Origin of the sequence: Sphingobacterium multivorum, from assembly GCF_039511225.1 — a bacterium.
Lineage (GTDB): Bacteria > Bacteroidota > Bacteroidia > Sphingobacteriales > Sphingobacteriaceae > Sphingobacterium.
Map to the genome: position 1 here is coordinate 3,450,821 of NZ_CP154261.1, position 20,875 is coordinate 3,471,695.

Consider the following 20,875-nt stretch of genomic DNA (forward strand, 5'->3'; position numbering starts at 1 on the left):
ATCATCGACATTGTCCCGGGATTTGATGCAGATAAATTAGACGCAATCAAAATAATTAAGCCACATTTATTCTTGTCGTTTTGCATATAGTTATTGGCAAATTTAATAAAAAAACATATGCTAACTTTATACTATCATTTAACAATATCGGTAGGCATGAAAAAAATGAACATGGTAGCACCTGGTCACTCATCTATACCGAAAAATTGATCTGTAGAAATACAGGTTGTATTTGAAGTAGAATAAATAAAATAGAAATTAGTATGAAAAAAGTTTTTATAGCCGGAGCCACAGGTTGGGTCGGTAAAGAATTGAGCAAAGCGATCGTGGCTAGTTCAGATTATACATTAGTCGGTGGGCTATCAAGATCTGAAGAAAATTTATCGGACATTTTAGGTTTAGATCAAGCGGTAATTCCGCTATTTGATTCAATTGAAAAAGCAATTGAAAAGGTGGATTTTGATATTTTGGTTGATTTTACATCCCCAAAAATTGCAAAGAAAAATATTATAGCTTCAATTAAGAATGGAAAAAATAGTATTGTTGGTACATCGGGGCTTTCAGATCTGGAATATGAAGAGATCGGCTCGCTTGCAGAGGAAAAAAATGTATCTGTGTTAGCTGCTGGTAATTTTTCAATAACGGCTGTTTTATTGCAAAGATTTTCGGAAACTGCAGCAAAATATATTGATCACTTCGAAATAATAGACTATGCTTCCCAAAAGAAGGTAGATGCCCCAAGTGGAACAGTTGCTGAACTTGCCTATCGCCTTTCTAAGATTCAAAAACCAGTTTTGGATGTGCCTATAGAAAACACCATTGGTTATAAAGAAACGAGGGGAGCTACAATCAATGGCATTCAAGTCCACGCAGTTCGCCTTCCGGGTCATATACTCGGTGTCGAAACAATCTTTGGTATGGAAGACGAAAGACTGAATATTAAACACGAAGCAGGAAGCGGCGCAGCACCTTATCTTAAAGGCATTTTTATAGCTTTAAATAAAATAGACACATTTAAGGGACTCAAACGCGGCTTGGACACAGTAATGGATTTCTAAATCAGATTAAAATTATCAGCAGGAATGTGAGCATACCTGATGCGGACCACTTAAGCTTCGGTTGAGCCGTTCGATATAACCGTTTTACATAAATGCTCTTATTCTCCATTGCCGATGCATACACCCCTCATCAACGATTAATAACCTTCATTTCAGCAGGCATTGAGATCCTTAGAATATTTAAATACACAATGCAAATAACTTTGCATTGTGTATTATGAAAAAATACTACTTCTTCCCTTGTTGTCTTTTTGGAGGAGATAAAGAAGGCGTATTGCCTGGAGTTTCTTTGTTGTCTCTTTGGCGTCTGTCTGGTTTGCCTGTCGATTCGGCAATTCTTTTTGGTCCTGGTTTTAGTGCCATAATTTTGAAATTTATTTATAAAGTATGTTTATTCATAGCCGCATATTTCTAATAGCCTATGACCTGCTATAGACTTCAAAAATATCGTAATAAGCAGCCTCATCTTTGATAGTTTTAAGATATACGGTCTTTTCGCTCGCGAATACTGATTTAGGACTAATCACCACCTTCACTTCATCTGTCTGTACATTAAAATCTATTGCATCATTCTTACTCCAAGGTAAAGTAACGAAACCTCCTATATCCCCCACCCTTACCATAAGTGTTCCTGACATACTTGGAGTCTGCGAGCAATATAAGGCGAGTACCGTTTTCTTAATAGGGGCATTTCGTCTTAAATTCTCCTTTTCCGACTCGAACTCCTCCCTGCTAATCAGACCGGAGTCCAACAATGTCTTAAGTTTAAATAACTCATCTGTAAATGATTTATGACCAGCATTTAAGATGCCATCGGTTTGCTTTTTTGTATGTGAAAGCAATTCCGTTTCAAATCTGAGTTGCTCGTCTGATTTAGACACCAGAGTAAAAATGAGTCCTATAACCGGAGATAGGAATAATGAAAGAAAGAATGCTCCGGCAAAACCTATATTTCTATTAACGCCAATAGCACCCACTGCTAACGAAAAGATAATCCATCCTAAAAATATTTCCATTGTCTATGTTCTTTATAATAACTTGAAGCAAAACTAAAGCTTCTTTAAAATGAAATTATACGGGAACCCGTAAGGAGAAAGTAAAAGAAAGGCTGAGATTTGCTAGTAGATTCTATTTAATCTTATAACCATCTGCAACAACATGGCGCAAAGAAAACCTTATAATCCGAATACGAAATATGGTCGTCGCAAATTAAGGGAAGATCATTACCGTCGAGTGGCAAATATGACAGACGACGAATGAGGCAAGCTAGAGACGGACTTATGAGATGGCTTGGTGGAAACCACCCCTATTAAAACAGTTCATTTAAACTTTAAATAGCTTAGAGTAAAGGAAACCTTAGCTTGTTTAAAATCAAAAACAGGAAATTTAACCAAGGCACATATTAAAAAATGCTGAATTAATATGTTTACAGATATTAACTTTCAAGATTATTACAAACTGTAAGGCTAAGGTATTGGTTTGAAAGCAGGATTGCTTATGGGAAACCGTAAGAAGACTTGAAAAGCAATCCATAGGTTTGAAAAGACAATACAAACTACATTAATCAACAACATATGAAAGATAAAACAACCGCAGCTTTAATGGCATTTTTTCTTGGAGGATTTGGTGCACATAGATTTTACCTAGGGCAGACCGGATTAGGCTTCCTTTATCTCCTTTTCTGCTGGACGCTTATACCCGCAGTTATCGCTTTGATTGACTTTATCGTTTTTCTAGCAATGAGTAAAGAGAGTTTTGATATGAAATATAACCGTGTATATTTTTCGCAACCCATCATTCATAATTATGTGCCTACCTCCCCCATTCCCCAAAAGGATGCTGCAAATGAAATAGAGCGATTACATGGATTGATGGAAAAAGGAATACTTACACAAGCCGAATTTGAGGACGCAAAACGTAAGCTGCTTTAAAGGATAAAATAGCTAATAAAGCCTCCCTTGATGAATGTCAAGGGAGGCCTTATTAGCTATGACCTGGGAAAAGAGAGCGTCAAATTGGCACCCTTATAACGGTTAAAGGAGGCAGTTTGGTCAGATGACCATTTTGATTTAAAAATAACCTTTATTAAACTCACAAATTTTAATTGTTCGTAAAATTTCGTTTTGCAAGAAATGTTCAATATTGTTCGCCTTTAAACGATCCTTCTTAGCAAGTTTAAACTTGATTGTACCATAATTCAGTTTAGAAAATTCTATCCTTAATTTCTCAATTTCTAATCTATGCACCTGCTCGCCATTCTCTAAGAAATTATCCAAAAGCAATAATTTCTGACATAAAAAGTATACTTTATCGTCTTCCAAAATAACATCTCTCTTTAAGGAAGATAATAATGAATCTTTAATTTTATCCCACATAGATTCTTCATTAATAAAAAACAAATAATTTAATTTTTCAACGTTTAGTCCCAACTTATCAATGAGATAATTTGCAACTTTTTTAGGAGAAATTTGGGTACTATAAAAATCCCTCAACTTATCAATGGATTCCCACCTACTTCTATCCAAAGAAAGGTCAATTTGGTTCAAATAGGCATATAAAAATACAACAAAAGAATATTTAATTTTCATCATTCTAATTCTGTTAGGTTTAGATGGCAACAATATAATTATTTATCACTTTTCTTATAGCAAGATTATTCATCTTGCATCAAGATACAGAATGAGTATGTAATTCTTTTTGTTCTTTTTTTTACTTTATACTCATATTCCCCCGCCAGTCCAGTAAAAGCAATTTTATCTTCATGGTAAGGTTTGCTATCCGCTTTAAAATAATAACGCCTTTCAATGAAAACATTTCCCTCCACTTCAAATTTTCCATCTGCTGTTATTTCTTGCATTTTTTCTTCTTTATTATTCCAGGTGAGAACATGCATTGCGCACACCCCTGCGTGTATCGTTTAATAGTTCTGATAAATTTCTCATAATAATATTGATTTATTTGGTTAAAAAATTATTTCATAAGTTGGCCTTTGCCTTGATCGTAATTTAATTTAACATCATTAAGTAGCACTTCAACTACTATCGGATTGGAACATGGGCCATCGGAATTTTTCATTTTCAACACCAACTTATCTGCCGGAGTATCACCGATATGCATTATGAGTGTATCCGCCAAAAGTTTATTATCGGGTAAGATTTTAAAAGATCTTTCAGCTCCGGTTCCTTCAACGGAAGGTCGAATAGTATCTTTTTTAGCCGTGTCTTTTACTTTAAAATAAGGATGTCTTCAACGCCACGTTGCTTTAAATCTATAAGAACTGAAAGCCAGAACTTAGCTCCCTCATTTTCTGAGCTATAAAGACCGATCAGATCTTTTCTACCATCCATACCAACTCCCAGGTATTATAGATAGCCCTCGATTCAACAGTTCCATTCTGGCGAACCTTGATGTGCATACAGTCTAGGAATACAAAGGGATAAACAGTTTCAAGCGGAGCCCTTTTGCGTTCCTTTAAAAACAAACACTAACGAAAAATCGAATGGGTCTTTTTCTTTCATGACCGTGTCGTTTGAATAATTGAATATAAATAATCTTATTGAATTATTCCTATGACACAGTTTACGTTACAGTCTCAATACCACTTTTTAGAGGTCGTTTTATTCATAATATTCGATCTTTCTTTTTATTAAAATTCCACCTTCAAATTCGTCTTTAGGATTTCTTTTAATAATCTGCTTTTGTTCAACCCAATTTTCATAATTATCATAAATATATGAATAGGTTGATGATTGTATGGTAGGGCTTTCTTCAGATCTGCTTATTTCTTCTTCTATATCGCCATGTGAATTGTATTTATAATTTTTTGTTTCTTTAAAATAAGAAGAATTTAGCTCGATTGGTTTATTTGAATTGTCATATCTGATATCAACAACCCCTGATATATTGCCATCAAAATTGTCAGTTTTTTCTTGAATCATATTTTTATTCCGATCATATATTTTAGTGACAATAGAAACTAACAAAAACTCTTTTTTTGTTTCGTCGTATTCATAACGTTTTACTGTTTCGTCATTTTCATTATAAAAATAATCTGTGTATGCGCTAAATTGATTCAGATTTAACCTATTGCCTTCGTACCGGTTTTCAATCTTCTTTGTCAATTGTTTCTGTTCATTATAAGAGAACAAAATCTCCCCATATTTATCCGCCGTACCTGTGCCAATTAGTTCTATTTTGCAGAGTTTTCCTTTTTCATAGATATATCTTTCATTTAAATTGTAATTATTTTTATTCTTGCTTTTGTCAAACTCTACGATATAAGTATTTGAAACGGTACCATCTAAATTGTACTCTTTATATTGATCCAGTCCTTGCATATCGATTCTGTTAATAGGCCGCCCCGCTATTCCATGGTAGGTTATTTCCTCAGTTTTTATCTGGGGTTTAGTTTTCTGTGTGCCTTGTCCAAAAGCAAAAACGTACAGTAAGAACATTGACATAAATGCTATTATTTTTTTTCTCATATCGTATTTTTTATGACCTATCCTCATATATATAGTCTCACCAAATAGTACACCAAAGCTTAATTCACCATTTTTAAATAGCGCGAGCTCGCTACCGAACTTCAATTATTTGACCCACCCTCACTTATGTAAATATACGGCCGGTCTTTTTGGTATGAAAGGCTATTTTATAATCCGTAAAGCTATATTTATTATTCGCTATCATTTTCCAATTATCGGGATAGAATCATGGTATAATACTTCTTAATGGGACAAGATTAATAACTAACCCCTTATGCAGAGCACCGATTTGTAAAGAAAAGATGAGACCGGCTGGAATCTGTTGTGACATTGTCTTAAAAACGTATTGCCACGTTGATTTAGAGAAAAAATGAAAAAGATATCTTTTAGAAACTGGGGCTTAATCGTTGATGATAAAATTAAGGTAAGTATACCAAAACAGGTAAGTATTCAAAAGAACATTGCTTTAAACAATACTCGTCAATACAAGTCTTAACATATCTGAATTCAAAAGTATTTTGTCAGGTATAGTATCAAAGCCGGCATTTTCGCCAACTTCTGAGAAACCTATTCGATCAGGTTCAAATTGAAAAACGTAGAATTTTTTATTATTCCAAACATCTAGCATTATTGAACCAGATGAAAATTTCATGTGCTCATACTTTAGATTATTTTTTTTCAAGAACTCAATCGTATTATTAAGCATTATCAAGTAATTCTCCATCGTTATTTCTTTATTAAAGCTCAACTTTTATCAATATATAAACTATCAAATAGCGTTTAAAACCGACTATGATGGCAAAAAATCGATCAAGATCCCTTGCTCCTTAGATTGTGTATAGGTCACTCCGGGGAGGTAATGCATATATTATTCCTTTTTTTTCATTGTCTTAAAAATAAACAGCAATTTGTCGAGATCTTTAGTTGATTTTGCTTTGCCAAACATGTGAACCAATTCATTCCACCCCTCGCCGCTTTTACTATACATTATGCTTTGAATTGAATAGTCTTCATTACAGTTATAAATGGTCCAACTTACATCTTGATCAAATATTTCAATTTTCAGATGCTCGGTTTTACAACTTCTGCTTTTAGCTGGAAATTGGCTAGGATGATTACCGAAATATAAGCCTCCCGAGAAACCTGTATGATCTGTAGTGTCAGCAGGATAAAAATGGTAAACGGAAAAATCTTCTCCATTGGTTTCATTCACAGCATAATCTGTGGGCAAAGAAATAGAATACTTGCTTTCCCCTAATTGCCTTTCTTCCAATGGTTTTATAAAAGTGGTATCCACCGAATGATCCACAGATTTATGATCATTATTTTGTCCGAAGCTGGTCAATGTTAATATTGTCAGCAAGACAATCATTGTCAATTGCATCTTCATAACTTGGTTGTCTTTGTAAGGATTGATGACTCTAAATTTTATACTTCATGACGTAGCATACGACTCACTTTTCCCGAAAATTCGCCAATATCATCATTTAACCAAATAATAGCATCAGCAGAAATTGCCTAAACTAGTGATGAGGGTCAATAAAATGATCAAAAGATGTCCCAAATTCAGAATCCTCTCCCTCTGCTAACGTGACACCTCCAGAGGTTAAAACCTCAAAACCGGAAGTTTTTTCAAAAATCCTAATTAAATCTGACCCCATTTCATGATTAACTACATTACTAACAGACAAATCAATATTTGAGAGACGAAAAGACCCACATATTTTTTCACAACCAATTCCGATTATATAAATTACTTTTTTTTGATTTGTGAAATATAATCTTATTGCCAGCCTGCTTAAACTCTCGCTATAAAATGCAAGCTGCAGATTAGCTCCCTTATATTTCTGAAGCATATAATTTACATCAGATATTTGTGTTATTATTTCCATAAAATTATTTTACAAAGCCTGTACCATTCCAAAATACTTGATTTCCATCTTGTATAAATTTTGTCTTCTGCAATAAAGATGGATTATTTATAATATGATTAAATGGGGCAACAGTTCCAACCTAGGTTATTCTCTTATAAAGACTTATTAATTAAAGAATTACTTCACAATTTCTAAAAGCTCAATTTCAAATATCGATATCGTTCCAGGATTCTTATTATTAACAAATCTGTCAGGTGAAAAGATTCTATAAATGCTTCCTACATTCATTAATAATAACCCTTGTTCTTGACAAGTTATCAGCTTATTTATTGTTACCTCAATTGGATTTGACACTTCAATTCTTTCTGTAATTTCACTACCGACCATCAAAGTACTATTTCCCTTTATTTTCACTTTATCCGAAATTGTAGGATTAGGACCAGTTCCCTGTTTCAGAATCTCATATTGAATACCATTTGGTAAGGTAATAACTCCAGGTTTCTTTTTATTTTCGGCAAAAAATTTATTAACTGCTTCTAATTTTGCAATAAGATTATTTGAAGGCTCTTTTTGGACAGAAGTATTCTTTGGAACATTTGCATTATAGTTTTCTGAGCTACCTTTATTTTGCTTCGAAATCCGATTATCACCGACTTCGCTCGATATGACAAAATTTGTTTCACACCATGAACTGCCTTCAATCTTAGCTAATTTTATGGTTTGACCATTCTTCATTAATTTAGGGGGCGCTATATTATGGCCATCAGTGGCATATCCTACAATATATACATCATTACCGGACACAGCCATGGAAAGCGGTTTATAGATCGTATATTCTGTATCTTTGAGATTTGCCAGTAATTGTCCATTTTTCCAACATTTACCGACATCACCTTCATCTATATAACCTCTTCCATCAAGTGTATAGCCATTTCCATTACTGTCGTCAACACCGGCTACATATACATCATTGCCCGATACAGCAACGCAAGTAGTGACTCCACGTATGCCGGACAGGCTTTCGGTGTGGCCATTTTTCCAGTATGCAGGTTGTCCGCTTTGCGTTTCGCCTACCGCATAAACATTGCCCTGCAGTTGGGAAATGCCAGTTACCACTTTTAATTCATTGATTGTCTCCAATTTTTGGCTGTTTTTCCAGTATAAATCGTCGTGGTTGTCAGTAGCACTCCCGATAATATATAGATCATCATCTACTGCTGCGATGGAAGTGGCATAGCTAAAATTATTGCCTCCAACTGGTAGTTCAACAAGCTGCCCGTTTTTCCAGTACCTGGCTAAGTCATGCCATCTCCCATCAGAGGACATATATCTATAAAAACCAGACACATATACGTCGCCATCTTTAACCATAATGGAATAAGCATGATTGGAAGCATTTGCATCTTTTTCCAACTTTACCTCCTGTCCATTTTTCCAATATAAGCCCTGTCCAAGACTATTGCCCGCTACATAGACATCATTCCCTGAAATAGCCATAGAGACCGCTTCAGCGGTAGTCTGCCCATCCGTAAGTGCTACTGGCTGGCCATTTTTCCAGTATACAGCAGTGTGCTTTTGTGTATTTTCATTGTAACATGAACCAGCTACATAGATATCTACCTGTTTTGGGCCGCTATTTCCATTCCCTGAGTGTTTTTTTGGCGCAGAAGGCCTTGAATTTTGAGCATATGAAATAAAACTGAATAGAAAACTAAGGAGCGCACAGCATCGTAATGCTAGCAAAATAGGTCTTTTCATGGCGTAGTTTATATACTACTAAATTTACGGAAATTTTGAATTAATATTCTAAATGTCGGTAACTTATTTTATTCGTTTAGTTTGGATGACAATTTAATTTTCATGTTTACAGTATCCAAGATAAAACATCGGTTGTGGATATTTCTTTTTATCAAATGATTTTCCGATTGGATTTAGATAACCCCCGGAAATCAAAATTTCTTCGCCAAGTTGTTCAACTTTGTTTCCATCATATTGGAGCGTTAGTATATTACCTACTCTCTGCCATTTGCCCGTCCTCCATTCATTATATCCGAAAACGCCTGTCCAATGCAATTCAAATGTGTTGTCTTTTCTAAAAAGGATATAAGCTTGATTTTGAGTTCCTCCATAACAGGCTCTAAATTCCACGTCGCTTTCGAGTTTTTCTGAATCAAGCCTGTAGGGACTAAATAGCGTGTACAAAATTGTAATTGAACAAACTATTGTTGGTAAGCAAAATTTGAAAGACAAGTTCTTCTGATTGCGGATAATTTCGATAATTCCCTTGATTTCAAAAACAAATATCGTTACAAAAGTAACGGGGATTAAAGCTGTCAGACCCCAAAACAAAATACCAGAAAGATACTTGTCAATATGATGGTAAAATATGGTCAGCACAAGATAAACGCTACAGGTAATTGTTGTTAAAATCAGTGACCGCTTTGTCTTTGTGGATTGTTGCATAAAATTGCTGTTTTTCTATGATACCAACTTACAAAATTTGCAGCATCGAAAAAGCATGAACGGAATAATAGTTATATTTGATAGCGACCTTATATTTAAGAAATAAAAAAATATAGTAACTGTTCCGCTGATAGATCATAGAAAGAACAGTGCAAAATACCAGAACATCTTTTATAAAATAATGGAACTTCACCATATTTCAATTAGAACTGAATCAATATGGATCATTTAAAACTTACACCATTCTGGACATTGGTTGCTAATATCAAACAGGAAATTAGTTATGGTGAAGGGAAACTACAAACACGTATCGGCACGAAACAGTTTAGCGCTGGTGCCAAGGTGTATATTATCGACTGGTTTGCCGGAATGTGTAAAGATATTACGGTAATCGGTTTATCCCGTGATACGAAAAGATTAATAACAATCGTTATTCGCGCTGAATGGGTAGAGAACCTCCGGGTCAAACTTTGCTATACCCCTAAAGTTTGTTCAAAAATAAATTCTTACTTTGATAAGGAGGAAACTGGGATGCAGCGATATACAGAACGGTTTGTGAAAGAAATGTTTATCGGTATCACGCAATGGAATGAACCTGAGTCGATATAATGTGTAGATAATATAATTTAACAATCGCAAATGGACGAGCTCGATGATTTTACAATTGGATTATACTCATGGGGCCAATCAATTTCAATTGCGGTAAGTGGATTATTAGTTATTGATGCCACTAGCAACTGGGATAAGAATTGGTTGAGGACTAAAATCTCAGTACAGGCTGGCGCTTTCAGTGGCATCTACGATGCAGACCTAACAACATTCGACTTTGAGAATTTTAAACGGGATCTGAATTTGCTATATGAAAATTTACATTCCGAAATTGAATTTAAAGATTTGGAAGGTTATTTATATATGAAAATTAAAGGGAATGGGCTAGGTAATATCAATGCTGAAATAAGCTGTACTGACAATCCAGGAGTCTATAGCACTACATTGGATTTTGAACTCGATTTTGACCAGACTTATATCAAGCCAGTTCTTCAGAAATTAAATAATATTACGAACAAATATCCTGTTGTAGTATATTAAGTAAATTGTAAATGATAAGAATTCTAATGACATGGCTCTGCTGCATTTTGGCTGGCATAATTTTTTCGATTTACATTAAATGGGACTGGTCATTTATCCTTATCCCAACATTAATCTTATTAGCCGTGTCATTAAGCAATTTTGATAGAATCAGTTTTCCTAAAAAATTGACTGGTATATTGCTACATTGCTTTTTAAGCATTGTCATCTTTATCATCACAATGGGCATCACAAGTATTTATTCTTTCTCCAATGGGATTGTATGCCATGTATGTTGGTTCGGCTCTAGCTGCAATACTATTTACACTTATTACAAATATAATATTGTCTTTCCCAAAATTCTGGCTTTCAATGGCGATAATAATTGGATTATCTGTACTTGTATGGCCAATAGCAGATTATATACACGCGCACCCCCTATTTAAATTCACTTTGCTATACGGCCGTGAGAATATTGTAATCATATGGTTTACTCTTGTAGGATTTGGAGTTTCATTGGGTATACATGCACAGAAAGGTAAATGTGTTAGAATTTCATAAAAATGGACGAAAAACATCAAAATCAGCGCCTTAAACTATAAAAAGTTAAGTATATAATATGGATAATCTGGAGATTTCGGACATCGTAGCCATGCAATTCCGACGCAAATTGGTTCTTCCCCAATTTTGGTGGTAAATTGATAAAATAACTACAGATTTATTCGTTTAATAACTTAATGAATGTCAGCAAACTATTATTTGATCATCAAGATGTTTTTAAAGTAATCTCTGTAGACAACCAAATTGATTCGGTTAATATCTATGTTCAAGGGAAGGTTTCCAAAGGTTATTGTCCCAACTGCGAACTACCATCTGTTAAGCTACACAGTTACTATACACGTCGCTTTATAGACCTTCCGGTATTTGGTAAGTGTCCCCCACATTATCTTGAAAGCCCGAAAATTCTATTGCGACACGCTTGAATGTCCCTTAAAAATATTTACGGAACGTTTAAAACACATTTTGCTCCTTATCAGCGCCGAACAAAAAGGCTGGATAGCAAACTTCTGAACATAGTAATCCAAGCAGGTGGTAAACCGTCTGAACGTATCTGTGGGCAATTTTCCATTATGGTCAGTGATACAACCTTATTGCGTCTGATAGCAAAAGCGGAGCTTCCTGCGGATAAAAAAAACATAGCCGTTGTAGACGGTTGGGCAATCCGCAAAAGAGAACGGTATGGAAGTATACTTATTGACCTTAAAACAAACAGACCTATCGGCCTGCTCTCGGACAGAGAGGAAAAAACACTTACAACCTGGCTAAAGCAGCGAAAAACAATCCGGATAATTTTCAAGAGACAGATATAGCAATTATCAAAAGGCGTCCACACTTGGAGCACCCACTGCAATTCAGGTCACTGATAGAGGGCATTTGTTGAAAAACCTTGATGAAGCTACCAAAAAGTCCTATACAGAGAGAACGCTGTGAAGAAAAAAGTAAGAGAGGATAATAGTGATACTAAATCCTCCCCTGCACGCATTATGGATAAAACAGGAATTTCACCAGCGCAGGAAAAGTTTATGGAAGTAAAACAGATGCTGGTAGAAGGCCTTGCTATTAAAGAAATCGCAAGAAGGCTCAAGATGAGCCGAAATACGATAAAAAAATATAGAAACTGCCAAGAATTTAGCCGAAAATCATACTCATCATCTACAGAAATCGAGAAACATCTTGATTATGTCAAGAAGAGAAAGAAAGACTGTCCTGAAATTCAGCTTAAAGAACTTCACGGTGAACTAAAAAAAAGAGGGTATTGTGGAGCTTATTCAACATTGTCGGATGGTCTTGCAAGGTATTCGTTGCAATTGGCAATAAAAAAGGAACAAAGCATATTCTTCCTGAAGATCTGAGTTTTTGGAGTCCTTAACCGCAAAACTGTTCTTCAGGGATCAGGGTAAGCTATCGCCAAAGGAATTGCATATCTTGGATCAACTCTGCAATGGGCATCGACCTTATAGAAATGCCTGACAGTTATTAGACAGTTTCGCAATATGATGTTCCAACAGAAAAGCAGTGCGTGCCTTGAATCTTGGGTGAAAAGTGTCGAACAGTCGGATATTCCTGAGCTGAAGGGCATTGCGCGAGGTCTACTAAAAGACTTTAAAGCCGTTAAGAACGCTTTTGATCTACCGTGGAGTAATGGACCCGTAGAAGGAAATGTGAATAAATTAAAAACCTTAAAACGGCAGGTGTATGGCCGCTGTTCGCTGAGTTTATTGGAAAAAAGATTGATTGACCTCATACTGACCACCAAAATTGGGGAAGAACCATGAATTTTCGAATTCGAATGGTTAGCAGTATCGAAATCTCCAAAATATCAACATTTGGAGATTTCTTCATTCTGGGGGCAGAGGGAATCCTGTTAAACTACGACAGTAGAGCTAGAAAACAGGAAAGTATAAAACAAAAGCCTCCATTGATCACAACCAATGGAGACTTTATTATATTGCCCTCTCTTTGTAATTTTTTATTTAGTTCCATTCAAAACTATAATATGTGAGGTACCAATGTCCTGATACAAATTGAAATCTAAAAAATAGAACAATATCGTCCAATTTTGACCGATAGGTTATCTCATAATAATTATCTCCTTTCTTTTTGGAAAAGGAATAATCTTTTACATTAAGATTCGCACCCTGAATAAAGGTCCAATTCATTTTGGTCCAATAAAATTTTCTGTCCTTAATGAAAAAACAATTACCTAAAGAATCTCTTGCTTCTTCTTCATCAAAAACAAATTCAGTTGACATACCTCTAAGTGGGAAATCAACTCTACTTATCTGGAATACTGAGTCTCTAAGGAAATGAGCGAAAAAGTCATCAAACTTCTCAGTATATACTGTACTATCTTTATCGGCAAATGCTGAATTGTTTTCCTTAGTAGAATTTACCTTTCTATTTTCCCTTTGGTGACAATCGGTGAGAAATCCAAAAATTAGGGCAGCTAATATTATATTATTTATTCTTTTTCTCATTTTCTTCGTGCTCCGTTTCTCTCTGTTGATTTGGTGGATTTTCATCATTTACTCTATTTGTTGTAGTATCTTTTTCTCGATCTGCTTCTGGTATTTTTGGATCTTTTCGTTGAGGAGGATTAATAACAACTTCATCTAAAGTCCCCTGATTAATAGGGATATTTAGAAAAGATTGTAAATCATAAACTTTCATGGGATCTATTTGGATTCCGTTTTCTAGGATTTCAAAATGCAAATGAGGACCTGTTACACCTCCAGATTTGCCTGATTGTGCAATTTCATCACCATTTTTCACTTCTTGATCTACTTTCACATCAATACCTCCTTCTGTTAAATGAGCATAACGACTTACATATCCATCCTTATGTGTAATTTCAACATACCAACCCCATCCGGTCTTTTTAGTAGGATTATATTGATAGGCAATTTTGGTAACTTTACCGTCTGCTGCTGCTCTCACTTTACTTCCAACTTTGGCTGCAATATCTGCTCCTTTATGTGGAGTCATTTTTCCAGTTATAGGATGTTTTCGCATCCTAAAGGAACTGATAAATTTACCATTATCAACCATAAGTGGGGTCGGCCAATTGCCATCTTTATCAATAAATCGAATTGGATTGTCAAATGCGTAAACATAGGATGACCATCTTCTACCTTGCTCAGCCATTGGATCCACCACATTCCACCTACCGATCTCTGCGTCGTAGAACCTTGCCCCGTAATCCAACTGTCCTTCCAGTACATAAGAACTTCCCAAGGTATGCGTCCCACCATTCAGGTCAGTCTGCATTTCCTTGCCATTATAAAGATACTTATTATTGATACTCGTTGCAATAGATTTCGTCTTACCGAATGGATAGTAATCCTGCTTCTGCATCACTGTAGCAACAGGGGCTGTAGCTGTACCATCTTTCTTTAGTACCACACGCACATTACCCAGATGGTCCGTCAAATTATAATAGTAATTGTAAGTACCCGAACTGTTGAGTAGGAAGCCATCCTCCGTAGCGATACGTTCGATTACTGGATTTGCCCCACTAGCTTTACTGTATTCAATCCCGCTAATATAATCCTGCTCGGTAGTGATACCGCCGACAGTAGACTTGCGATTCAGCTTGGAGCCTCCTGCATCGTAGGTGTAGGCAATGCTCTTACCTGTGCCCGTCACTGTTTTTGGCAGGTTCAGGTAATTGTAGCTTAGGGCCATTCCTGTACGGTCCTTGGTCGCATTTCCGTTCAGGTCATAAGTAAATGAGCCGGTTACGCCCCCCGAAAGACTTTCCAGCCTATTGCTCTTATTGGTATTGTTATAGTTGTACGTAATCGCTGTGCCATTGTCACGGACCAATGTCTTGATATTGCCCATATCATCATAGGTCAATACCTCGCTCATCACTGTACCTATACTCACACCGCTCTTCAACCTGTTTAGCCCATCGTAAGCGTAGGTAAATGTACTGTTTGTCGTGGCAGCATAGCCCCACAGCTGCTGCGCGATATTGCCATTGTACTGAGCATTAGAAAGCACCGTGGTACCATTGACATTATAGTTCAGCTGCGAGGTGAACTGCGCCGAGCTTGCCTTAGTCTGCCAACCCCGTTCATTATAGGCATAACCGATGCTCGTCATAAAGTTGCTGCCACCGTTCTCACTGTGCAGCGACTTGGTCTTCAGTTGACCGATCTCGTTGTAGGCGAGCCTGCTCTGGATCACCTCATCCTGCCCGTTGACTTTCTTCTTGGTCTGTACCAGCCTACCCACATGGTCATATTCATTGGTGGTAATGATGGTCACCGCTGCCCCAGTGGATGGTGTATGCACATGCGTGCTCCGGACTACCTGACCTGGAAAATTGTATTCGTTGGTCACACGGTCTGTGCCGTTCAGGTGGTTACGACCAACACTCTGGATAACACGTCCATAGTCATCATAATAACTGATGGTCAGCATCGAGTCCGAACGGTCATCTTTCCACACCATACTTCCCGTTAAAAGCCCCTTGATCTTGGTGCTCTTGGTAATATTCAGTGGCTGTAGATTGGTTGTATTTCCTCCGGTAAATCCGTAATCATCGTAATAATTTACCGATTGTAATGACTGCCCCGTCTTGGGATAGGCCTGATTGGTATAGGCTGCTGTACCGACCCGGTCCTCCCAATATTTGCTTACCGTGTTCACGTCGGCCTGTGCCGCAGACTGGCTCGCAAAAGTCTTGCTGTATAATCCCGTCTGTACAACCCGGCCAAATGCATCGTATTTTGTATAGCTCCATTTCCCTAGCCCCCGTTGTACAGCATCCTGCGATAGTACAACCTGATCATTGGCATTGTACACAAGCCATTCCCAGCCCTTGCCCGGAATCTTTTTCTCAGCCAGCCTTCGCTTTTCGTCGTACCTGTATGCATAGACCAGCTCATGGAAATCACCGCTGGTGGCCTCTGTCAATGTAGTAGTCGTGGAAGGGAATCCCGGCGGGATCACATACCTCAGGTCTCCAAAGTCATCATACACATACTGCGTTTCCAATTTCTTACTGTCTGTTTCCCAGACCCGCTTAAGCACGACATGCCCCTCGAAATCCTTATATTCCTCCACCGTACCACCCTTTCCGTTTGCCGATATCCAGTTCTCATCTTTGATCACCGTTTTATAGAGTTTGCCGGCAGCATAATAGCCTGCTGTGGCTCCGGTGCTGTTGACTGTCCACAGCCGCACATCATTGGTCCCGTTCGTCCCATAATCGCTTACCACCGTGCGGCCGGAATCGGTACTGGCGGTTACGTTGTTGCGGATCGCAACGGGCTGCCAGGGAATCCCTGGTGCACCCTGCTGCTGCACACGGTTCAGCGGGCTGTTCTCAAAAACAGTAACAGCATAGGGCTTCGGCGTCTTCACAGCTGCCTCATCCCAGCCTACCCCATCTTTGTAAAAATCCGACTGTGTCGATTTTGCTGAAGCCCGGAAACTACCGTTGCCTGACTTCTCGCCATAGGGCAAATATTTCGTCGACTCACGACCAAACCCGTCATATTCAATATGCTGGACAATATCCTTATACGTTGGACTGGCCATCAGCTGCACCGTTTGGCTAGGCCTTCCTAGACCATCAAAGTACTGGATGCTCTGATTCTCATCTCCGATCGTCCGTTGGGCATTCAGGGTAGCCTGTGTAACTCCGGGGCTACGGAAAGTCCTCGTCAGGACATAGTTCTGGCTGGCAGTAGGGGTGCTCACAATATTCTGAAAGCCGGCAATACTGATCGTAATGGTCTTCCCTGCCGCCGGGGCAGGGATATAAAAGCCATTCTGGAGTGTAATACTCTTGAGCGCCTGGATATCCGTCTGGTTGCTATAGGAACTCAGTGTAAGATTGTCCACGAGCGTCTGCCCTTGTACCGCCCCAGCCCCGACTAATGATAGTAGTATTAAAAAGTTATTTTTCATGATTGGATAGGCTTAATTGGAACGATAATGGTAATCGAAGGATCTGTTTACATTGTTAAGGTGGTCCAGGATCGCCTGAAGTCGTTGCATACCGTCGTACGTATAGGTTTCCTTTATACCACGGGCATCCGTCTTGCTGGTCATACCAACGAGCGGTTTATAGGTGAAGCTGGTCACCATGGCTTTGGGAATGTCTGTGCGTAATTTATCAGCGGCATTTTTGATCAGGGTCTCCATCGTCGCCTCTGTCTGGCTAATACTATTCAGGTTGTCAATAGCTGCCTGCGTAAGTGCTGTTGCAACTTCTGCATAAGTCGCATTTTTGATTTCTAAAACTGGATACTGATTATTATAGCCCCAGAGGTAAACCGTGACAGGCAATTCTTTCACCTTCAGCTCTAGTGGATTTCCGGACGTATTGTATTGTAAAAATGAATAAGCAGGTTTATATCGCGCATCCGCACCATAACTGGCAGATAATCCTTCGGTTGGCAATACACCAAGAACTCGGTTGCTAAACTTAAAAGAGGCCAGCGAGATTGGCACATCCGTTTCCAAAATATCCTTTCTTTCCAACAGACCATTCCCCGCAGAACGATATATATTAAGCTCGCCCTCTTTCAAAAAATAAGAACTTTGTTTCTTCACTGCGGTAATACGTTCAATGGGATTGATCAATATATTATTTGCTATCAAGTTGGCGATCGAAGTATTTCCTCCCTGAAAATCTTTTGGATAGGTATAGAAAGTAGCCGTACTATCACCATTACTTTGATTCTGGAACATGGCTAGAGGTTGCAGGTGCACTTTACTGTAGATATATCTATTATTGACTTCGACATTTGTCGACGGTGCTTGATTGTAAACCGTCTTTGTACTTTCCTTGAGATGTAGGTAGCCTGTTTTATAATCAAATTTATTATAGTAGTAATTACTTGTACCATTCAATACCTCAATATAAAAATCTATCTTATAACCCCTTACATTCGTATTTTCCAGATAATAATCATATGTATTTATTTCCTTCTCCAATAATTGATTACTCGCGGAATAAATTGACTTGCTAAGCAAACGGCCTCTAAGCCAATCCCTGTTATCTACAGGTGGATTGGGTAAAAGATTATATGGAGGCATAAACCCACTATAGTCAACTGCTGGGGTAAAAAACACATCATCGTTTGTATTTGCATTAATATAACTATAATCCACCCTACCCAATGCAGTAAGATCCCCGGATTTTGTCCATTCTTCAACATTTGAATACGCCACATAACTTCCTGATGTAGTCCGTAAACCGATCACCGGATCAAAGGTTAGCACCTTATACTTGGATATGGACGAACCGCTAGATGATGCTTCTTTGGAATAAGAAAATTCGGGTGCATTTAACAGAACACCACTTACACCCCCATCAGGATCTCGATATTTGTATTCTTTCAAAACATATTGGCCAATTAAAGGGTCATAAATTTTCTGTTCTTTAATACGAACCCCACCGACGATATTTCCTGTTGGGCCAGAAGAATTCAATGTTTTTGTATACGCCTTATAGCCTGTAACAGATGCAGTCATAAACGTATTATAATAGGGGTTTTGAGGCGATTGAACAGTTGCACTTAATGAGGGGCTTATATAGAGCCGGTAAATACCTGCGTCGAGATTAATTAAACCACCATAGTCATTCATAAAAGTCTGCACAGTACGATTACGTCCTACATCAAAAAGATAAAAATAAATACCATATACATTGGGCATATTTTGAATGGTAATTGTATAATTGTTACGTTCAGGCAACACAAATTCTCTATAGTAATTCTTAACCATCTGTCCGTCTTTTTGCACCAGGACATAAGGATAACCACCATCGTCCGGATCTTCATAAACAATTTTCCCATATAATGAATGTGCAAAAGAAACAGATGCGCCAATACTAACCATTTCGGTAAAAGTAACAGGCAATTTGGGACTTGCAGCTATACTGTTGGACTCGTAGCTAAATTCAGTTACTCCGCCCATAGGATTAATTATTTTAGAAAGCAATCCCTGTATTGCGTACTCCGTATTAACATGTCTATCGTACCAAAAAAAATCGACTAAACCGGCATCTTGGGCAGACTGCTGCGCAATAATCTTAGGTTCAGTATTACCATTATAATAGCCCCAAAAATCAATACTCCTTGAACTTCGGTTAGGGAGGCCAAAATTATGTATATACTCAAATCGGTGTCCATTATCCATAAATTGGCCTGTTTCACTTCTCTCACGCACAGATTCCAAAACCAGTCGCCTTGACATAGTAGCAGAAGGTGCAAGGCTCGTATTTGTCAAGAAATTTGTTTCGCCTGTCAAAGGATAATCTGAACGGTTCTTTAGATTAGGTCCATCGAGATAGAGATAATTTAGCTGAAAAGATTTAATAAGTGTACTGCCTTGAAAAATCTGAACCTCTTCGAGTGCAAAATCACCGACGAGATCTGCACGGGACGTACTGTTATACTTAAACAACACCTTTCCGCCTCTAAATGATATGCTTGAGATGCGTTTTGTTTTTATCACATTTCGCGAGTACGATTCAATTGACGGTGGAAGAGGATCTTCACTACCCATAGTTTTAGCATTTATCGTTTCTGTTGGGGCAAGATCATAAGAAACGGGAACTTCTTCATAGGTATAATTTACCTGATCACCGACAGGTGTAGTAATTTTAGAGAGATGCCAGCTATTGATAGCAACAGAGCCACTGCCTGTCGTATTAAAGTTGACCAATCGATTGCCAGTTACTTCCCCCATTTCAGCATCATTAAAGTTGTATAAATTACCCCTATCGTCTTTTATGGACCTGGTCGATATCAATGTCGCAGGACTCACCACTGATGAACTATAAAAAAGTTCAGGTCCTTTAATAAACTGATAATTCGTTTTCGGGATACTTACGAGATTACCGGACCTATCAAAATTAAATCGGCCGGAACCACCCGGAAAGGAAAAATAAAAGTTATCAGGCTCCCCATCTGTAGATCCTGTCCCCATAGTATGTTTCTGAACTTCATTATAACTAGAAAACGATTCAAAATAAGTTGAGTACAGATAACCCACTTTTGGAGTTTCATCGGGAAGGCCGACCGTACTTCGCGACACAACACCACCAGTCGTTAGATTCCAACCCAATCCACAATTGGAGGCGATCTCCGAAACCTTTATTCCCCCACCCTTATAATCCAAGGAAATAGGAATCTCTAGTTCCCCTACTTTTATCGTATAGAGTGGAATACTCACATTAACCATACCTGAATATAGATTAACAGGAGTTTCTTTATATTGGACAAAATTCGATACCGTTGGACTTGGTCCAATGATCTGTTTTGGCATACTCGGCGATTGGCCAAAACACCAACTCATAGCAAGCGATAGCGACGAAATGATAAATAGTTTCCTTTTCATTATT

The 20,875-nt window shown here is 37.7% G+C and carries 19 protein-coding genes and 1 pseudogene; 7 read left to right on the forward strand and 13 right to left on the reverse strand.

Annotated features, from left to right (window positions below; genetic code table 11):
* The first annotated feature begins 263 nt into the window (after nucleotides 1-263).
* Nucleotides 264-1,058 (forward strand): 4-hydroxy-tetrahydrodipicolinate reductase, encoded by a 795-nt coding sequence (gene dapB / locus AAH582_RS14440; RefSeq protein ID WP_343318221.1) that lies wholly within the window; start codon nucleotides 264-266, stop codon nucleotides 1,056-1,058.
* Nucleotides 1,059-1,286: 228 nt separating this feature from the next.
* On the opposite strand, the gene AAH582_RS14445 is transcribed toward dapB, so the two are convergent.
* Together AAH582_RS14445 and AAH582_RS14450 are read right to left on the reverse strand one after the other, a co-directional pair.
* The gene (locus AAH582_RS14445; RefSeq protein ID WP_262896295.1) at nucleotides 1,287-1,421 is read right to left on the reverse strand and encodes a hypothetical protein; all 135 of its coding nucleotides are present in this window, start codon (nucleotides 1,419-1,421) and stop codon (nucleotides 1,287-1,289) included.
* Nucleotides 1,422-1,477: 56 nt separating this feature from the next.
* Nucleotides 1,478-2,074: an SHOCT domain-containing protein gene (locus AAH582_RS14450; protein WP_343318223.1), complete on the reverse strand. Its 597-nt coding sequence runs from the start codon at nucleotides 2,072-2,074 to the stop codon at nucleotides 1,478-1,480.
* Between the two features lie 558 nt (nucleotides 2,075-2,632).
* On the opposite strand from AAH582_RS14450, the gene AAH582_RS14455 reads away from it, so the two are divergent.
* Entirely contained in the window at nucleotides 2,633-2,989 is a 357-nt protein-coding gene (locus AAH582_RS14455) for an NINE protein (RefSeq protein WP_343318225.1), read from the forward strand.
* Between the two features lie 138 nt (nucleotides 2,990-3,127).
* Here the strand turns inward: AAH582_RS14455 and AAH582_RS14460 are convergent, their stop codons facing one another.
* The 8 genes and pseudogenes from AAH582_RS14460 to AAH582_RS14495 all read right to left on the reverse strand — a co-directional run bounded on the left by AAH582_RS14460 (nucleotide 3,128) and on the right by AAH582_RS14495 (nucleotide 9,879).
* The gene (locus AAH582_RS14460) at nucleotides 3,128-3,649 is read right to left on the reverse strand and encodes a hypothetical protein (RefSeq protein ID WP_343318227.1); all 522 of its coding nucleotides are present in this window, start codon (nucleotides 3,647-3,649) and stop codon (nucleotides 3,128-3,130) included.
* Nucleotides 3,650-3,711: 62 nt separating this feature from the next.
* Nucleotides 3,712-3,915: a hypothetical protein gene (locus tag AAH582_RS14465; RefSeq protein WP_343318229.1), complete on the reverse strand. Its 204-nt coding sequence runs from the start codon at nucleotides 3,913-3,915 to the stop codon at nucleotides 3,712-3,714.
* 376 nt (nucleotides 3,916-4,291) lie between these two features.
* Nucleotides 4,292-4,518, reverse strand: a pseudogene (locus AAH582_RS24875) (transposase); the annotation flags it as partial.
* 157 nt (nucleotides 4,519-4,675) lie between these two features.
* The gene (locus AAH582_RS14475) at nucleotides 4,676-5,542 is read right to left on the reverse strand and encodes a hypothetical protein (protein ID WP_343318233.1); all 867 of its coding nucleotides are present in this window, start codon (nucleotides 5,540-5,542) and stop codon (nucleotides 4,676-4,678) included.
* Nucleotides 5,543-6,410: 868 nt separating this feature from the next.
* Nucleotides 6,411-6,932 carry a hypothetical protein gene (locus tag AAH582_RS14480; protein WP_343318235.1) on the reverse strand — a complete coding sequence of 174 codons (522 nt, stop codon included), beginning with the start codon at nucleotides 6,930-6,932 and terminating at the stop codon, nucleotides 6,411-6,413.
* 133 nt (nucleotides 6,933-7,065) lie between these two features.
* Nucleotides 7,066-7,434, reverse strand: a complete 369-nt coding sequence (locus AAH582_RS14485) for a hypothetical protein (protein WP_343318237.1) — start codon at nucleotides 7,432-7,434, stop codon at nucleotides 7,066-7,068.
* 159 nt (nucleotides 7,435-7,593) lie between these two features.
* A complete protein-coding gene (locus tag AAH582_RS14490; protein ID WP_343318239.1) occupies nucleotides 7,594-9,174 on the reverse strand; it encodes an FKBP-type peptidyl-prolyl cis-trans isomerase N-terminal domain-containing protein in 1,581 nt (526 codons plus the stop codon).
* 93 nt (nucleotides 9,175-9,267) lie between these two features.
* Nucleotides 9,268-9,879: a hypothetical protein gene (locus AAH582_RS14495; protein WP_343318241.1), complete on the reverse strand. Its 612-nt coding sequence runs from the start codon at nucleotides 9,877-9,879 to the stop codon at nucleotides 9,268-9,270.
* A 219-nt stretch (nucleotides 9,880-10,098) separates the two neighbouring features.
* Between AAH582_RS14495 and AAH582_RS14500 the strand changes: the two genes are divergently transcribed.
* The 5 genes from AAH582_RS14500 to AAH582_RS14520 all read left to right on the forward strand — a co-directional run bounded on the left by AAH582_RS14500 (nucleotide 10,099) and on the right by AAH582_RS14520 (nucleotide 13,283).
* A complete protein-coding gene (locus tag AAH582_RS14500) occupies nucleotides 10,099-10,488 on the forward strand; it encodes a hypothetical protein (RefSeq protein ID WP_343318243.1) in 390 nt (129 codons plus the stop codon).
* 30 nt (nucleotides 10,489-10,518) lie between these two features.
* Nucleotides 10,519-10,968: a WapI family immunity protein gene (locus tag AAH582_RS14505; protein WP_343318245.1), complete on the forward strand. Its 450-nt coding sequence runs from the start codon at nucleotides 10,519-10,521 to the stop codon at nucleotides 10,966-10,968.
* A gap of 962 nt (nucleotides 10,969-11,930) precedes the next feature.
* Nucleotides 11,931-12,317 (forward strand): hypothetical protein, encoded by a 387-nt coding sequence (locus tag AAH582_RS14510; RefSeq protein WP_343318246.1) that lies wholly within the window; start codon nucleotides 11,931-11,933, stop codon nucleotides 12,315-12,317.
* Between the two features lie 117 nt (nucleotides 12,318-12,434).
* Nucleotides 12,435-12,860: a helix-turn-helix domain-containing protein gene (locus AAH582_RS14515; RefSeq protein ID WP_343318248.1), complete on the forward strand. Its 426-nt coding sequence runs from the start codon at nucleotides 12,435-12,437 to the stop codon at nucleotides 12,858-12,860.
* 141 nt (nucleotides 12,861-13,001) lie between these two features.
* A complete protein-coding gene (locus AAH582_RS14520) occupies nucleotides 13,002-13,283 on the forward strand; it encodes a transposase (RefSeq protein ID WP_430459024.1) in 282 nt (93 codons plus the stop codon).
* Nucleotides 13,284-13,481: 198 nt separating this feature from the next.
* On the opposite strand, the gene AAH582_RS14525 is transcribed toward AAH582_RS14520, so the two are convergent.
* The 3 genes from AAH582_RS14525 to AAH582_RS14535 are packed head-to-tail and all read right to left on the reverse strand — an operon-like array spanning nucleotide 13,482 to nucleotide 20,871.
* On the reverse strand, nucleotides 13,482-13,985 hold the full coding sequence (locus tag AAH582_RS14525; RefSeq protein WP_343318250.1) for a hypothetical protein: 504 nt from the start codon (nucleotides 13,983-13,985) through the stop codon (nucleotides 13,482-13,484).
* Nucleotides 13,966-17,430: a DUF6443 domain-containing protein gene (locus AAH582_RS14530; protein WP_343318252.1), complete on the reverse strand. Its 3,465-nt coding sequence runs from the start codon at nucleotides 17,428-17,430 to the stop codon at nucleotides 13,966-13,968. Before AAH582_RS14530 ends, AAH582_RS14525 begins: the two co-directional genes overlap by 20 nt.
* A gap of 12 nt (nucleotides 17,431-17,442) precedes the next feature.
* A complete protein-coding gene (locus AAH582_RS14535) occupies nucleotides 17,443-20,871 on the reverse strand; it encodes a hypothetical protein (RefSeq protein WP_343318254.1) in 3,429 nt (1,142 codons plus the stop codon).
* Nucleotides 20,872-20,875 lie beyond the last annotated feature (4 nt).

Excerpts from the sequence above, each read along its gene's own strand:
- dapB (WP_343318221.1), top strand. The coding sequence starts at position 264 with ATGAAAAAAGTTTTTATAGCCGGAGCCACAGGTTGGGTCGGTAAAGAA.
- AAH582_RS14445 (WP_262896295.1), bottom strand. The coding sequence starts at position 1,421 with ATGGCACTAAAACCAGGACCAAAAAGAATTGCCGAATCGACAGGCAAA.
- AAH582_RS14450 (WP_343318223.1), bottom strand. The coding sequence starts at position 2,074 with ATGGAAATATTTTTAGGATGGATTATCTTTTCGTTAGCAGTGGGTGCT.
- AAH582_RS14455 (WP_343318225.1), top strand. The coding sequence starts at position 2,633 with ATGAAAGATAAAACAACCGCAGCTTTAATGGCATTTTTTCTTGGAGGA.
- AAH582_RS14460 (WP_343318227.1), bottom strand. The coding sequence starts at position 3,649 with ATGATGAAAATTAAATATTCTTTTGTTGTATTTTTATATGCCTATTTG.
- AAH582_RS14465 (WP_343318229.1), bottom strand. The coding sequence starts at position 3,915 with ATGCAAGAAATAACAGCAGATGGAAAATTTGAAGTGGAGGGAAATGTT.
- AAH582_RS14475 (WP_343318233.1), bottom strand. The coding sequence starts at position 5,542 with ATGAGAAAAAAAATAATAGCATTTATGTCAATGTTCTTACTGTACGTT.
- AAH582_RS14480 (WP_343318235.1), bottom strand. The coding sequence starts at position 6,932 with ATGAAGATGCAATTGACAATGATTGTCTTGCTGACAATATTAACATTG.
- AAH582_RS14485 (WP_343318237.1), bottom strand. The coding sequence starts at position 7,434 with ATGGAAATAATAACACAAATATCTGATGTAAATTATATGCTTCAGAAA.
- AAH582_RS14490 (WP_343318239.1), bottom strand. The coding sequence starts at position 9,174 with ATGAAAAGACCTATTTTGCTAGCATTACGATGCTGTGCGCTCCTTAGT.
- AAH582_RS14495 (WP_343318241.1), bottom strand. The coding sequence starts at position 9,879 with ATGCAACAATCCACAAAGACAAAGCGGTCACTGATTTTAACAACAATT.
- AAH582_RS14500 (WP_343318243.1), top strand. The coding sequence starts at position 10,099 with ATGGATCATTTAAAACTTACACCATTCTGGACATTGGTTGCTAATATC.
- AAH582_RS14505 (WP_343318245.1), top strand. The coding sequence starts at position 10,519 with ATGGACGAGCTCGATGATTTTACAATTGGATTATACTCATGGGGCCAA.
- AAH582_RS14510 (WP_343318246.1), top strand. The coding sequence starts at position 11,931 with ATGTCCCTTAAAAATATTTACGGAACGTTTAAAACACATTTTGCTCCT.
- AAH582_RS14520 (WP_430459024.1), top strand. The coding sequence starts at position 13,002 with ATGATGTTCCAACAGAAAAGCAGTGCGTGCCTTGAATCTTGGGTGAAA.
- AAH582_RS14525 (WP_343318250.1), bottom strand. The coding sequence starts at position 13,985 with ATGAGAAAAAGAATAAATAATATAATATTAGCTGCCCTAATTTTTGGA.
- AAH582_RS14530 (WP_343318252.1), bottom strand. The coding sequence starts at position 17,430 with ATGAAAAATAACTTTTTAATACTACTATCATTAGTCGGGGCTGGGGCG.
- AAH582_RS14535 (WP_343318254.1), bottom strand. The coding sequence starts at position 20,871 with ATGAAAAGGAAACTATTTATCATTTCGTCGCTATCGCTTGCTATGAGT.